General features: G+C 70.0%; 13 protein-coding genes. 6 read left to right on the forward strand and 7 right to left on the reverse strand.

Translation table 11 applies throughout. The features are described 5' to 3' along the window. Window positions 1-5: 5 nt before the first annotated feature. Entirely contained in the window at window positions 6-236 is a 231-nt protein-coding gene (locus ACZ6JY_RS05505) for a hypothetical protein (protein WP_469192503.1), read from the forward strand. 19 nt (window positions 237-255) lie between these two features. Here ACZ6JY_RS05505 and ACZ6JY_RS05510 read toward each other — a convergent pair whose 3' ends face one another. Continuing rightward, a complete protein-coding gene (locus tag ACZ6JY_RS05510) occupies window positions 256-1,059 on the reverse strand; it encodes a carbon-nitrogen family hydrolase (protein WP_469192505.1) in 804 nt (267 codons plus the stop codon). Between the two features lie 180 nt (window positions 1,060-1,239). On the opposite strand from ACZ6JY_RS05510, the gene ACZ6JY_RS05515 reads away from it, so the two are divergent. Beyond that, entirely contained in the window at window positions 1,240-2,064 is an 825-nt protein-coding gene (locus ACZ6JY_RS05515; RefSeq protein ID WP_469192506.1) for a maleylpyruvate isomerase family mycothiol-dependent enzyme, read from the forward strand. Between the two features lie 10 nt (window positions 2,065-2,074). Here the strand turns inward: ACZ6JY_RS05515 and ACZ6JY_RS05520 are convergent, their stop codons facing one another. Then, complete coding sequence (locus ACZ6JY_RS05520; protein ID WP_469192508.1) at window positions 2,075-3,382, reverse strand: MFS transporter; 1,308 nt, start codon at window positions 3,380-3,382, stop codon at window positions 2,075-2,077. Then, a complete protein-coding gene (locus tag ACZ6JY_RS05525) occupies window positions 3,379-4,068 on the reverse strand; it encodes a GntR family transcriptional regulator (RefSeq protein WP_469192510.1) in 690 nt (229 codons plus the stop codon). Before ACZ6JY_RS05525 ends, ACZ6JY_RS05520 begins: the two co-directional genes overlap by 4 nt. Before the next feature lie 173 nt (window positions 4,069-4,241). Between ACZ6JY_RS05525 and ACZ6JY_RS05530 the strand changes: the two genes are divergently transcribed. Then, window positions 4,242-5,138, forward strand: a complete 897-nt coding sequence (locus ACZ6JY_RS05530; RefSeq protein ID WP_469192512.1) for a D-alanyl-D-alanine carboxypeptidase family protein — start codon at window positions 4,242-4,244, stop codon at window positions 5,136-5,138. Window positions 5,139-5,208: 70 nt separating this feature from the next. Here the strand turns inward: ACZ6JY_RS05530 and ACZ6JY_RS05535 are convergent, their stop codons facing one another. Genes ACZ6JY_RS05535 through pdhA form a run of 3 tightly spaced genes read right to left on the reverse strand, consistent with a single transcriptional unit; the run spans window position 5,209 to window position 8,896 of the window. Next, a complete protein-coding gene (locus tag ACZ6JY_RS05535; RefSeq protein ID WP_469192514.1) occupies window positions 5,209-6,702 on the reverse strand; it encodes a dihydrolipoamide acetyltransferase family protein in 1,494 nt (497 codons plus the stop codon). Window positions 6,703-6,713: 11 nt separating this feature from the next. Further along, entirely contained in the window at window positions 6,714-7,694 is a 981-nt protein-coding gene (locus ACZ6JY_RS05540) for an alpha-ketoacid dehydrogenase subunit beta (protein WP_469192516.1), read from the reverse strand. Between the two features lie 2 nt (window positions 7,695-7,696). Further along, entirely contained in the window at window positions 7,697-8,896 is a 1,200-nt protein-coding gene (gene pdhA, locus ACZ6JY_RS05545; RefSeq protein ID WP_469192518.1) for a pyruvate dehydrogenase (acetyl-transferring) E1 component subunit alpha, read from the reverse strand. 392 nt (window positions 8,897-9,288) lie between these two features. On the opposite strand from pdhA, the gene ACZ6JY_RS05550 reads away from it, so the two are divergent. Further along, the gene (locus ACZ6JY_RS05550) at window positions 9,289-9,948 is read left to right on the forward strand and encodes a response regulator (protein ID WP_469192520.1); all 660 of its coding nucleotides are present in this window, start codon (window positions 9,289-9,291) and stop codon (window positions 9,946-9,948) included. Window positions 9,949-10,078: 130 nt separating this feature from the next. Then, window positions 10,079-10,498, forward strand: a complete 420-nt coding sequence (locus tag ACZ6JY_RS05555; protein ID WP_469192522.1) for a pyridoxamine 5'-phosphate oxidase family protein — start codon at window positions 10,079-10,081, stop codon at window positions 10,496-10,498. A 25-nt stretch (window positions 10,499-10,523) separates the two neighbouring features. Here ACZ6JY_RS05555 and ACZ6JY_RS05560 read toward each other — a convergent pair whose 3' ends face one another. Continuing rightward, on the reverse strand, window positions 10,524-12,086 hold the full coding sequence (locus ACZ6JY_RS05560; protein ID WP_469192524.1) for a protein kinase domain-containing protein: 1,563 nt from the start codon (window positions 12,084-12,086) through the stop codon (window positions 10,524-10,526). 306 nt (window positions 12,087-12,392) lie between these two features. On the opposite strand from ACZ6JY_RS05560, the gene ACZ6JY_RS05565 reads away from it, so the two are divergent. Further along, entirely contained in the window at window positions 12,393-14,069 is a 1,677-nt protein-coding gene (locus ACZ6JY_RS05565) for a protein kinase domain-containing protein (RefSeq protein WP_469192526.1), read from the forward strand. Window positions 14,070-14,094: the final 25 nt, after the last annotated feature.

Consider the following 14,094-nt stretch of genomic DNA (forward strand, 5'->3'; position numbering starts at 1 on the left):
TCCATATGGGCCTGGGCGGATGCATCATTCTCATCGCCGTGGGCGCCATTCTCACGTTCGCGACCGACTGGAAGATGGAGGGCTTCAACGTCACCGTCGCCGGTCTCGTCATGATGGCGGTGGGACTCATCGGCGTCGCCGCGTTCACCAGCATCGCCCGGCGCAGGCGGGCGGTCGTGCCGCCGGTCGCGCCGACCACGGTCGTCGACCCCGAACAGGAGCGCAGGGGCTACTGACCCGCCACGGCGGGGCGGCTCAGCGGCGGGGCGCCGGTGAGCCGAGGACGCGGTCCTTCAGCGCCGGGAACTGCTCCCGGGTGGCGGCGACCTTGGCGGGGTCCAGGTCCACGGTCAGGACCTCCTCGCCGTCGCCCGCCTCCGCGAGCACCTCGCCCCACGGGTCGACCACGACGCTGTGTCCGGCCTGGTCCACGCCCGCGTGCGTGCCGCCGGTGCCGCACGCCAGGACGTACACCTGGTCCTCGACCGCCCGCGCCCTGGCGAGCAGCGTCCAGTGCTCGCGCCGCCGCGCGGGCCAGCCCGCCGGTACGACGAACATCTCGGCGCCCGCGTCCACCAGGCCCCGGAACAGCTCGGGGAAACGCAGGTCGTAGCAGGTGGCGAGGCCGAGGGTGGCGTCCGGCGTGCGCACCGTCACCAGTTCGGAGCCCGCGCCCATCAGGACCGCCTCGCCCTTGTCGAAGCCGAAGCGGTGGATCTTCCGGTACGTGGCGGCCGGCCCGCCGTCGGGGGAGAAGACCAGGGAGGTGTTGTAGAGGGAGCCGTCCGGGTCCCGCTCCGGGACGGACCCGGCGTGCAGCCACACACCCGCGTCGCCCGCCGCCTTCGCCATGGCTTCGTACGTGGGCCCTTGAAGCGGCTCGGCCTCGGCCGCGAAGGAGTCGTAGGCGAAGGCGCCGGTGGTCCACAGCTCCGGCAGCACGACGAGATCGGGACGCTCCCTCGCGGCGACGTCGCGTACGAGCGAAGAGACGCGCTCACGGCGGGAATTGACCGGTTCGCCCTCGTCTACGGCGATCTGGATGAGAGAGGCGCGCACACTACCACCGTCCTGGCATTCGGATCCGTCCATCACCGTCAGGCACAGCCTACGATCGTCACACGAAAGCACTGCCGGGGTGCCTATGGGCAGCGTACTGTGATTTTCCGGGGGACCCCCCCGGACCCCCACGACGCCACTCAGACACCCACCGCCCGCGTACGACCGCCGAGGGGTCCCGTGAGTCTCCATCCCAGCCTGCAAAACTACGCCGACGCCTGGACACACTCAGTGGAAGCGATATCCGAGCTGGTGTCGCCGCTCGCCGAGGGGGAGTGGAACTGGGCCACGCCCTGCCCCGGCTGGTCGGTGCGGGACATCGTCTCGCACGTCATAGGCCTCGACTGCGAGATGCTGGGCGACCCGCGCCCCATCCACACCCTCCCCCGCGATCTGTACCACGTGCAGACCGAGGGCCAGCGGTACATGGAGATGCAGGTCGACGTGCGGCGTCACCACACCGCACCGGAGATGACCTCCGAGCTGGAGTACACGATCATCCGCCGCTCGCGTCAGCTGCGGAACGAGTCGCGGGAGCCCTCGACGAAGATCCGCGGCCCCCTCGGCTCCGAGCAGACCCTCGAACTGGCCATGCGGACGCGGGCGTTCGACGTGTGGGTGCACGAGCAGGACCTGCGGACGACGCTGCGCAGACCCGGCAGCCTCGACTCCCCCGGCGCGTACGTCGCCCGGGACCTCCTCCTCCAGGGCCTCCCGAAGGTCGTCGCCAAGCTGGCGGGCGCCCCCGCGAACTCGGCGGTGGTCTTCGACGTGAGCGGCCCCGTCGAGTTCCTGCGCACGGTCCGCGTGAACGCGGAGGGCAGGGGGACGGTGGACAGCACCCCGTCGCTGGGCCCGCTCGTCACCATCGGCCTCGGCTGGGAGACCTACTTCAGACTCGCCTGCGGACGCGTGACGTACGCGTCCGTGGCCGACGACATCAAGGCCGAGGGCGACCAGGACCTCGCGGAAGCGATCCTGCGCAACTTCGCGGTGACGCCGTAGCGCCCATGCCTCACGCCGGTACGTGCACGGCCTCCACGCGGCTGGCCACGAGCTGCTCGCGCTCCCGGCGGTCCGCCCGCCGCCGGAGCCGCAGGATCTGGCTGAGCCCCACCGCCTCCAGGACGAACACCGCGGAGAACGCCACGCGATAGTCCTGTCCGGTGGCGTCGAGCAGCACGCCGACCGCGAGCAGCGTCGTCATGGAGGCGACGAAGCCGCCCATGTTGGTGATGCCCGAGGCCGTGCCCTGCCGCTCCGGCGGGTTCGCGGGCCGCGCGAAGTCGAAGCCGATCATCGACGCGGGCCCGCAGGCGCCGAGCACGGCGCACAGCACGATCAGGAGCCACATCGGGGCGTGGTCCCCCGGGTAGGCCAGCGTGGCCGCCCAGGCGGTCGCCGTGGCCCCGATCGTGCCCAGTGCCAGCGGGAGCCGCGCCTCGTGGTGCCGGGCGACGATCTGCCCGTAGACGAGGCCTATCACCATGTTGGAGAGCACGACGAGGGTGAGCAGCTCGCCCGCGGTCGCCCGGGAGAGGCCCTGCGCCTCGACGAGGAACGGCAGGCCCCAGAGCAGCAGGAAGACCATCGCGGGGAACTGCGTGGTGAAGTGCACCCACATCCCGAGCCGGGTGCCGGGCTCGCGCCAGGACAGGGCTATCTGGCGGCGGACGTAGGCGGCCCCGGTGTGGGCCACCGGCTCCGGCGCGTGGCCCTCGGGGTGGTCCTTCAGGAACAGCGACGTCAGGACGAGGACGACGACGCCGCAGAGCGCGCTGCCCGCGAAGGCCGCGGTCCAGCCGACGGAGTGCAGCAGCCGGGCGAGGACCAGCGTCGAGACGAGGTTGCCCGCCATGCCGACGAGGCCCGCGAGCTGGGCGACCTGCGGTCCGCGCCGGGCGGGGAACCAGCGGGTGCCGAGCCGCAGCACGCTGATGAAGGTCAGCGCGTCGCCGCAGCCGAGCAGGGCGCGCGCGACGAGCGCCATCGCGTACGAGGGCGAGAACGCGAAGCCGAGCTGTCCCACCGTGAACAGCACCACGCCGATGGTCAGCACCTTCTTGGTGCCGAGCCGGTCGACCATCAGGCCGACGGGTATCTGCATGCCCGCGTAGACGAGGAGCTGGAGGATGGAGAACGTCGACAGGGCCGAGGCGTTGACGTGGAAGCGGTCGGCGGCGTCGAGCCCGGCGACGCCGAGCGAGGTCCGGAAGATGACGGCGACGAAGTAGACGGAGACGCCGATCGACCAGACGAGGACGGCCTTCCTGCCGCCAGGAGGATCGCTGGGCAGCGAGACGGGGGAGGAGGCCGAGCTCATCGGACCTCACCCCGCGCCAGGTTCTGGAACCAGCCGACGTGCCGCGTGACGACCGCGACCGCCGCGTCGGCGTCGCCGGCCACCAGCGCGGCGAGGATCTCCTCGTGCTCCGCCAGCGTCTTGGCGATCCGGTCGGGGTGGGAGTGCATCACGGCCACGCCCATCCTGAGCTGCCGGTCGCGGAGCTGGTCGTAGAGCCGGGAGAGGATCTCGTTGCCGCCGCTGCGCACGATCTCCGCGTGGAAGCAGCGGTCGGTGACGGCCGCGGCGGCGAAGTCCCCCACGGCGGCCTGCGCCCGCTGCCGGTCGAGGAGTTCCGCGAGGCGGGCGAGGAGCGCGGCGGGCGCGGGCACGGCCTTGCGCACCGAGTGCGTCTCCACGAGCAGCCGCGTCTCGACGACGTCCGCGATCTCCTGCGCGGAGACGGGCAGCACGAGGGCCCCCTTCTTCGGGTAGAGCCGCAGCAGCCCCTCCACCTCGAGCTTCAGCAGCGCCTCGCGCACCGGGGTGCGGGAGACCCCCACGGCCTCGGCGAGCTCGCCCTCGGTGAGGAGGGTGCCGCCCTCGTAGCGGCGTTCGAGGACGGCCTGCTTGACGTGGGCGTAGACACGTTCCGCGGCGGGCGGCTGCTTGACGGCGGTGCTTGAGGTGCTCGTGGTGGCGGCTGTCAGGGCTCTGGCTGGCATGCGCACAGCATAGATACAACACGTATACACGGGGAGCCCGGGTCCATATGCCGGAATGCGGAACACCGGCAACTGGCGGCGTTTTCCGTACATCCATTCAGGGACCTCGCTCGTCATAGAGGTGAGCGGCCCCCTCATGTGGCCGCAGCCCAAGGGCATTTGGAGCGAAGAACTTGAAAACCGGCATCAAGGGCGTACGTCGCGTATCGACCGTCACCATCACCGCGAGCGCGATACTGGCCGGCGGCGCCCTCACCACCCCGGCCCAAGCGGCCGCACCTCCGAAGCCGTCGATCGTCGCCAAGGGCGGCTACGCGATGAACAGCGGCACCGGCAAGAGCCTTTTCACCAAGTCCGCCGACACCCGCCGCTCCACCGGCTCCACGACGAAGATCATGACGGCGCGCGTGGTGCTCGGCCAGCGGAACCTCAACCTGGATTCCAAGGTCAAGATCCAGAAGGCGTACGGCGACTACATCGTCGACAACAACTACGCCTCCTCGGCCCGTCTGATCGTCGGTGACAAGGTCACCGTCCGCCAGCTCCTCTACGGGCTGATGCTGCCCTCGGGCTGTGACGCCGCGTACGCGCTCGCCGACAAGTTCGGCAAGGGCTCGACGCGCAAGGCCCGTGTGAAGAGCTTCATCGGCCAGATGAACAGCACGGCCAAGAGCCTGGACCTCAAGAACACGCACTTCGACTCGTTCGACGGCATCGGTCACGGCAAGAACTACTCGACGCCGCGCGACCTGACGAAGCTCGCCCGCAGCGCGATGAAGTACTCCACGTTCCGCACGGTCGTGAAGACGAAGTCGACGAAGCAGAAGGTCACCACGAAGTCCGGCGGCTACCGCTACATGTCGTGGAAGAACACCAACAACCTCCTCGGCTCCTACCGCGGCGCCATCGGTGTGAAGACGGGCTCCGGCCCGGAGGCGAAGTACTGCCTCGTCTTCGCCGCGACCCGCAACGGCAAGACGGTCGTCGGCACCGTCCTGACCTCGTCCTCGGTGAACGCCCGCACCTCGGACGCGAAGAAGCTGCTCGACTACGGCTTCAAGGTGGCGTGACGTCCGGTCACCCGGAACGAGAAGAGGGGGCCTGCCGCGGCATCGCGGCAGGCCCCCTCTTCTTCTGGCTCTACGCCCAGGTCAGGAGCCTCTTCGGCCGCTCAAGGATGGCCGCCACATCGGCGAGCACCTTGGAGCCGAGCTCCCCGTCCACCAGCCGGTGGTCGAAGGAGAGCGCGAGGGTCGTCACCTGGCGCGGCTTGACCTTGCCCTTGTGGACCCACGGCTGGAGCTTGATCGAGCCGACCGCGAGGATCGCGGACTCGCCGGGGTTCAGGATCGGCGTGCCCGTGTCGACGCCGAAGACGCCGACGTTCGTGATCGTGACCGTGCCGCCCTGCATGGCACCGGGCGAGGTCTTGCCCGCGCGGGCCGTGGTGACCAGCTCACCGAGGGACGCGGCCAGCTCCGGCAGGGTCTTGGCGTGCGCGTCCTTGATGTTCGGCACGATCAGACCGCGCGGGGTGGCGGCGGCGATGCCCAGGTTCACATAGTGCTTCTGGACGATCTCCTGGTTGGCCTCGTCCCACGCGGCGTTCACCTCGGGGTTCCGCTTGATCGCCACGAGCAGGGCCTTGGAGATCAGCAGCAGCGGATTGGCCCGCAGCCCCTCGAACGCCTTGTCCTGCTTGAGCTCCTCGACCAGCTTCATCGTCCGCGTCACGTCGACCGTCACGAACTCCGTGACGTGCGGCGCGCTGAACGCCGAGCCGACCATCGCCTGCGCGGTGGCCTTGCGGACGCCCTTGACGGGGATACGGGTCTCACGGGCGTCCGTGCTCGCCACGGGGGCCTGTGCGGGGGCGGCCTGCGCGGGGGCTGCCTGCACGGGGGCGGGTGTGGCCTGCGGTGCCGGGGCCTCGGGGTGCGCCGCCGGGGCGACCGCCGCGTGGACGTCCTCCCTGGTGATGATCCCGTCGGGCCCGGACGGCGTGACCGTCGCGAGGTCGACACCGAGGTCCTTGGCGAGCTTGCGCACGGGGGGCTTGGCGAGCGGGCGCGGGGCGTGGCCGTTCAGGTCGGGGCGAGCGGCGGCCGGCCGCGGCTCGGGCTCCGCCACGGGGGCGGCGGCCGGGGCCTCCGCCGTGCCGTTGACGCCGGTCGCCTCGGTCTTGCGGGCCCGCCGCTTGGTCGAGGACGCGGCTACCCCGTACCCCACGAGCACGGGCTGCCGTCCCTCGGGGGCGGCCTCCTCCGCGGGCGCGGCGGCCTGGGCGGGGGCGCCGGCCTCGGCCGGGGCGGTGGTCTGCTGGGTGGTCTGCGCGGCGGGGGCCGCAGTGGCGGGAGCCGGAGCGTCCGCACCGCCCGACACGTCCACCGCGATGATCACCTGGCCGACATCGACCGTCGTGCCCTCGGGGAAGCGCAGCTCGCGTACGACGCCGTTGAACGGGATGGGCAGCTCCACAGCCGCCTTCGCCGTCTCGACCTCGCACACGACCTGGCCGTCGGTGACGGTGTCACCGACCGCCACGAACCACTTGAGGATCTCCGCCTCGGTGAGCCCCTCGCCCACGTCCGGCATCTTGAACTCTGCAAGAGCAGTGTCTGTCATCGTCGTCACGACCCTCTCCCTCAGTACGCCAGCGAGCGGTCGACGGTGTCGAGCACCCTGTCGAGACCCGGCAGGTACTCCTCTTCGAGCCGCGCCGGCGGATACGGGGCGTGATAGCCGCCGACCCTCAGCACCGGGGCCTCCAGGTGGTAGAAGCACCGCTCGGTGATGCGGGCCGCGATCTCCGCGCCCGTCCCCAGGAAGACCGGGGCCTCGTGGACGACGACGAGCCGCCGCGTCTTCTCCACCGAGGCCTGCACGGTGTCGAAGTCGAGCGGCGACATGGAGCGCAGGTCCACGACCTCCAGGGACTTGCCCTCCTCCGCGGCCGCCGCTGCCGCCTCCAGGCACACCTTCACCATCGGGCCGTACGCGACGAGCGTGAGGTCGCTGCCCTCGCGGGCGACGACGGCCTTGTGCAGGGGCCCGGGGATCGACTCCTTGTCGACCTCGCCCTTGTCCCAGTACCGCCTCTTCGGCTCGAAGAAGATCACCGGGTCGTCGCTCTGGATGGCCTGCTGCATCATCCAGTAGGCATCCGCCGAATTCGACGGGGAGACCACCTTCAGGCCCGCCACGTGCGCGAAGAGCGCCTCGGGCGACTCGCTGTGGTGCTCGACGGCGCCGATGCCACCGCCGTAGGGAATGCGGATGACGACCGGCATCTTGATCTTGCCGAGCGCGCGGGCGTGCATCTTCGCGAGCTGCGTGACGATCTGGTCGTACGCCGGGAAGACGAAGCCGTCGAACTGGATCTCCACCACCGGGCGGTACCCGCGCAGCGCCAGGCCGATGGCCGTGCCCACGATGCCGGACTCGGCGAGCGGGGTGTCGATGACCCGGTCCTCGCCGAAGTCCTTCTGGAGCCCGTCCGTGACGCGGAAGACGCCGCCGAGCTTGCCGACGTCCTCGCCCATGATGAGGACCTTGGGGTCGTTCTCCAGCGCCGTGCGCAGCGATTCGTTGATCGCCTTGGCGATCGGCAGTTTCTGGACAGCCATGGTTACTTGTCCTCCCCGGCCGCGGGGGCGTCCGCGAACGACGCCTGGTAGGCGGCGAACTGGGCGCGCTCCTCGTCGACGAGGGCGTGCCCGTCGGCGTACGCGTTCTCGAAGATGGCCATCAGGTCAGGGTCCGGCATCGCCCGCACCACCTCTCGCACTCGCTTGCCCAACGTTTCGCTCTCGTCGTCGAGTTCCGCGAAGAAGCCCTCGTCCGCGTGGCCTTCGGACTCCAGGTACGCCCGCAGCCGCAGAATCGGGTCCTTGGCCTCCCAGGCCACCCGCTCGTCGTCGTTGCGGTACTTGCTCGGGTCGTCGGAGGTCGTGTGGGCGCCCATGCGGTACGTGAACGCCTCGATCAGCGCCGGGCCCTCGCCGTTCCTGGCCCGCTCCAGGGCCCACTTCGTCACCGCGAGGACGGCGAGGACGTCGTTGCCGTCGACCCGCACGCCCGGGAAGCCGTAGCCCTGCGCGCGCTGGTAGAGCGGCACGCGGGTCTGCTTCTCGGTCGGCTCGGAGATGGCCCACTGGTTGTTCTGGCAGAAGAACACGACCGGCGCGTTGTAGACCGCGGAGAACGTGAACGACTCGGCCACGTCGCCCTGGCTGGAGGCACCGTCGCCGAAGTACGCGATCACGGCCGAGTCGGCACCGTCCTTGGCGACGCCCATGGCGTAGCCGGTGGCGTGCAGCGTCTGCGAGCCGATGACGATCGTGTACAGGTGGAAGTTGTTGGTGTTCGGGTCCCAGCCGCCGTTGTTCACGCCGCGGAACATCCCGAGCAGGTTCGTCGGGTCGACCCCCCGGCACCATGCGACGCCGTGCTCGCGGTACGTGGGGAACACGTAGTCGTCGTCGCGGGTGGCCCGCCCGGAGCCGATCTGAGCGGCCTCCTGGCCGAGCAGCGACGCCCACAGGCCCAGCTCGCCCTGGCGCTGGAGCGAGGTGGCCTCGGCGTCGAAGCGCCGGGTGAGGACCATGTCGCGGTACAGACCGCGCAGCTCCTCGGCGGTGATGTCGGCGACATAGGTGTCGTACTCGGCCGTCCTCGCGCTCTTGACCCGCTTGCCCTCGGGGGTCAGGAGCTGTACGAGCTCGGGCTCCGTGCTCTGCTGCGGCGCGGCCTTCTTCGCGCTGGCGCGCTTGCCGCCGCCGGTACTGCTGCGGCGCGGTTTGCGCGCGGCGGTGCTCTCCACGGTCACGTGTGCTCCTCCGTCGGTCCGGCCCCCGGGGGTTACCGGGTAGGCCAGTGCGGCTCGCCTGATCCGTGCCCGCGCACGGGGTGGGTGCGCTCGGCCGGGAACAGGCGTGACAGGTGCCCCGGCGAGCGCCCTGCACAATGCACGTTACCCAGTGCTCACCAATTCTGTGAAACCCCATCTGACCTGCGAATTTGCTTGGATTTCCAAGTAAACGGCCACACACCGATTGCTTGGATTTCCGAGTAAACCGAGAGAATGGGGAACACTTCCTGGTCACAGCACTGATCACAGCCTGGCAGGGGGCCGGAACACGGGCACGTTATCCCGGCCACCCCGGGAACGGGAAGGGTTCCGCCCCGGCGCCAAAAGAGATCGTGTGTGAGACTGACTCCGTGCGCGAAGACGGAAAAATTACGGTTTTTCTCCTCGACGACCATGAAGTGGTGCGCCGTGGAGTCCATGAGCTGCTCTCCGTGGAAGCCGACATCGAGGTCGTCGGCGAGGCGGGCACCGCGGCAGACGCCCTGGTCAGGATCCCGGCGACCCGGCCTAACGTCGCCGTGCTCGATGTGCGGCTGCCGGACGGCAGCGGTGTCGAGGTGTGCCGCGAGATCCGTTCGCACAACGAGGACATCAAGTGCCTGATGCTCACGTCGTTCGCCGACGACGAGGCGCTCTTCGACGCGATCATGGCCGGTGCGTCCGGTTATGTCCTCAAGGCCATCCGCGGCAACGAACTCCTGACCGCCGTCCGTGACGTCGCCGCCGGAAAGTCCCTCCTGGACCCCGTCGCCACGGCCCGCGTCCTCGAGCGCCTGCGCGACGGCAACAACCCCAAGGGCGACGACCGCCTCGCCGGCCTCACCGACCAGGAGCGGAAGATCCTCGACCTGATCGGCGAGGGCCTGACCAACCGTGTCATCGGCGAGCGGCTGCACCTCGCCGAGAAGACCATCAAGAACTACGTCTCCAGCCTGCTCTCGAAGCTCGGCATGGAGCGGCGCTCGCAGGCGGCGGCGTACGTGGCCCGCCTCCAGGCGGAGCGGCGCTGACGGGTGCCTCCGGCGCGGCGGACGGGATGCCTCCGGTGCCACAGGGGAGTGCGGCAAGGGACTTAGGTCCCTCCGTGAGGGGGCCGGGGCCCCTTTTCCGGCACCGCGTCCGTGCGTGAAGGTGGTTGCCATGCCCACCGACGAACAGCTCGCCTTCGAACTGCTCAGCCGCACCGCCTACGGCCGGGTGGCGAGCAGCATGCGCGCCCTGCCCTTCCTGGCTGCGGCCCGGCACATCGTCGTCGACGGCAGGCTGCTGCTGCGGATGCACCGGGGATACGACTACCACCAGGCGTGCGTGGGCAGCGTCGTCGCGTACGGCGCCGACAACCTGAACGAGGCCTCGGCCCGCGACGGCCGCTGGACCGTACAGCTCATCGGCCTCTGCGCGGCGGTCGACCCGACGAACGCGGCCCTCGATCGCTTCGGCCCCACGCCCCACTTGGCCGACGGCGAGCTCTTCGACCCGGTGTACCTGCGGATAGAGCCCCAGGTCACCAGGGTCCACACGTTCCACGCCGGTCACGACCGGGAACTCGCGACGTCCTAGCCGCGGGCCTTCCGCCGGGCGGGGCTCACTCCTCGGTGTCGCCCCCGGTGCCGCCGACCTGGTCGCCGCCACCGAGCGGGTCCGAGGTGTCCGGCGGATCTTCCGTGGGCTCAGTGGTCGGATCGTCCGTGGGATCCGTCGTGGTCGGATCCTGCGTGGGCTGCGTCGGGTCCTGGGTCGGCTGAGTCGGACCGGTGGTCGGCCGCGACGGGCCCGTCGGCTGATTCGTCTGCGGCGGATAGTCCGTCTGCTCCCCGGTGCCCTCCTCCGGTTCCGTCTCCTCGTCCGTCGTCTCGTCGTCCGCGCTCTTGCTGGGCTTCTTCTCCTGCGACTGCTTGGTCGAAGGAGTGGTCGGCGTGTCCTTCTTGTCCTTCTTGTCGGCCGCGCTCAGCGCGAACGCGACCCCCACCGCGATCGCGATGACCGCGAGCACGACGACGATCCACACCTTGCCCCGGCCGCCGCCCTTGCCCCCGTGGTGGGAGCCGTCGAAGCCGCCGTCGTCACCGCCCGGCGGACGCAGCATGGGGCCGGGGATCTGCGCGGTCCCGGAGTCCGGGTGCGCCATCGCGCCCGCCCCCGCGACGCCCATCGCCGGAGTGTTGCCGCCCTCGTGCATGTCGACGGGCCCGGTGTTCCAGGTGCCCGTGTGGCTGCCCTGCTCGTGCAGCATCTGGAGCGCGTACTGGATGAGGCCGCGCATCTCCTCGGCCGTCTGGAACCGGTCGTCCGGGTCCTTGGCCAGGGAGCGCATGACGAGCCCGTCCAGCTCCGGCGGCGCCGCGTCCGAGACCTCGGAGGGCGGTACCGCCTGGTCCTGGACGTGCTGGTAGACCACGGAGAGCGGCGTCTCGCCGGTGAACGGCGGCCGCAGGGCGAGCAGTTCGTAGAGCAGGCAGCCGGTCGCGTACAGGTCGGAGCGGTGGTCGACGGCCTTGCCGAGCGCCTGCTCGGGCGACAGGTACTGGGGCGTGCCCATGACCATGCCGGTCTGCGTCATCGTCGACTGCGCGCCGTGCAGGGCGCGCGCGATGCCGAAGTCCATCACCTTCACCGCACCGGCGTGGGTGATGATGACGTTCGCCGGTTTGATGTCGCGGTGCACGATGCCGTGCTGGTGCGAGTAGGCGAGCGCTTCGAGCACGCCCGACACGATGATCAGGGCCTGCTCGGGGCCCGGCGCCTCCGCGTTGATCAGCAGATCACGGATCGTCCGGCCCTCGACGATCTCCATGACGATGTACGGGACGACGTTCGGCCCGACCTGGTCTTCACCGGAGTCGTACACGGCCACCACAGCGTGGTGGTTGAGACCGGCGACGGACTGCGCCTCACGGGTGAAGCGGGCCTTGGAGACCGGGTCCTCGGCGAGGTCGGAGCGGAGCAGTTTGACCGCGACCGTACGTCCCAGACGTACGTCCTCGGCCGCGAACACCTCGGCCATGCCGCCCCGGCCGAGCCTGTGCGTCAGTCGGTACCGGCCGTCGCCGACGAGCCCGCCATTGCCCCACAACTCAGGCGCGTCAGACATACCGCCGCCAGTCGCCTCGGGGTCGGACGGGCCCTGAGCGCGCTGCGTCTGTGCCATCAGTCCTCGCCGTCGTTTCTGGTCGTGGTACTTAGGTACCGGGTACATCGCGATACGGGGTACTCCGTCGGCCACGCTACAGCCTTCGAACCACCCCCTGATTCGAGGTGGACCGGTCATCAAAGCCTTCCCGGGGGCTCATGCGCAAACTTGTAACGCTTCCGAGACGCTTCTTGCGCGTACGGTCACGGAACGGGCACCGAGCTTGACGTGGCATCGCCCTCGGGCAGACTTGGCCTGGAATAGCGGTAATCGATCACCAGCCGCGGAGCCGTCCGGCACCCGCGCCGATGGGGGACGCACGAGATGAGCAGCCAGGACGGCGCACAGGGGCGGTACGCGGGGCGTTCGCTGGCCGGTGGCCGCTACCAACTGCGCGACCTGCTCGGCGAGGGCGGCATGGCCTCGGTGCACCTGGCGTACGACGCCGTTCTCGATCGCCAAGTCGCGATCAAGACGCTTCACACCGAGCTCGGCCGCGAACAGTCCTTCCGTGAACGCTTCCGCCGCGAGGCCCAGTCGGTGGCGAAGCTCACTCACACGAATATCGTGTCGGTCTTCGACACGGGCGAGGACACGCTGGCCGACGGCTCCGGCGCGGCGGACGGCGGCCCGATGCCGTACATCGTCATGGAGTACGTCGAGGGCCAGCCGCTCGGCTCGGTGCTCGACACGGCGGTCCGCCAGTACGGCGCGATGCCGACCGACCAGGCGCTGAAGATCACCGCGGATGTGCTCGCGGCGCTGGAGATCAGCCACGAGATGGGCCTGGTCCACCGCGACATCAAGCCCGGCAACGTCATGATGACCAAGCGCAACGTCGTCAAGGTCATGGACTTCGGCATCGCCCGCGCCATGCAGTCGGGCGTCACGTCGATGACGCAGACCGGCATGGTCGTCGGCACCCCGCAGTACCTCTCGCCCGAACAGGCGCTCGGCCGCGGCGTCGACGCGCGCTCCGACCTCTACTCGGTCGGCATCATGCTCTTCCAACTGGTCACCGGGCGGCTGCCGTTCGAGGCGGACTCGCCGCTGGCCATAGCGTACGCACACGTCCAGGAGGAGCCGGTCGCTCCCTCCTCGATCAACCGTTCGCTGCCCCCGGCGGTCGACGCGATCGTCGCCCGCGCGCTCAAGAAGAACCCGAACGAGCGTTTCCCGACCGCCGAGTCCATGCGGGACGAGTGCCTGCGCGTGGCCCAGTCCTTCCAGGCGGCGGCCCCCAGCATCGTCCCCGGCGCCCCGACGGCGAGCGGCGCGGGCGTCGGCTCCGCGGTCTTCCCGCCGGTCGACTCCTCGCTCCCGCAGCAGGGCGGCTCGGTCCAGACCCCGTACCAGCCGAATCCTTACGGCCCGTCCACGCCGGCGCCCACGCCGGGCTACGGCTACCCGCAGCAGGGCTACCAGACCCCGACGCCGGTCAACGCCTACGCCCCCCAGCAGGGCGCGCACACCCCGCCGCCGTACAACCTCTCGCCGCAGCCCCCCACGGCAGCGTCCCCGTCGAACGGCTCGCCTGGCTCCTCCGGTTCCTCCGGCGCGTCCGGCTCGGGCAAGAAGAACATGCCGGTGGTCATCGGCTCCATCGTCGTCGCCCTCCTGGCCATCGGCGGCCTGATCACGGCGATCTCCCTCAACGGCGACGACGGCGGCAAGGAAGCCTCGGACGACAAGTCGAAGCAGCCGGTGGCGGGTTACAAGGGCCCCGACCGTAACCAGGTCATCGACAAGGAAAAGTGCACCGAGCCCGACGTGGGCTACAACGACGAGAACAAGATCAAGGTCCCCGACTTCACCTTCAGGGACTGGAAGTCGGTGCTGTCCTGCCTCCAGGCCGCCGGGTGGAACTACGACAAGCGCAAGGTCGACGAGAACGCCTACGGCAAGGACACCGTGATGCGGCAGGTCCCGAAGGAAGGCACGGAGGTCGACCCCAAGGGTCTGGACATCCAGTTCGACGTGTCCTCGGGTAATCCGGCCTAGGGCTTCGTACGTGGAAGGGCCCGGC

The organism is Streptomyces sp. NPDC046335, from assembly GCF_055587985.1.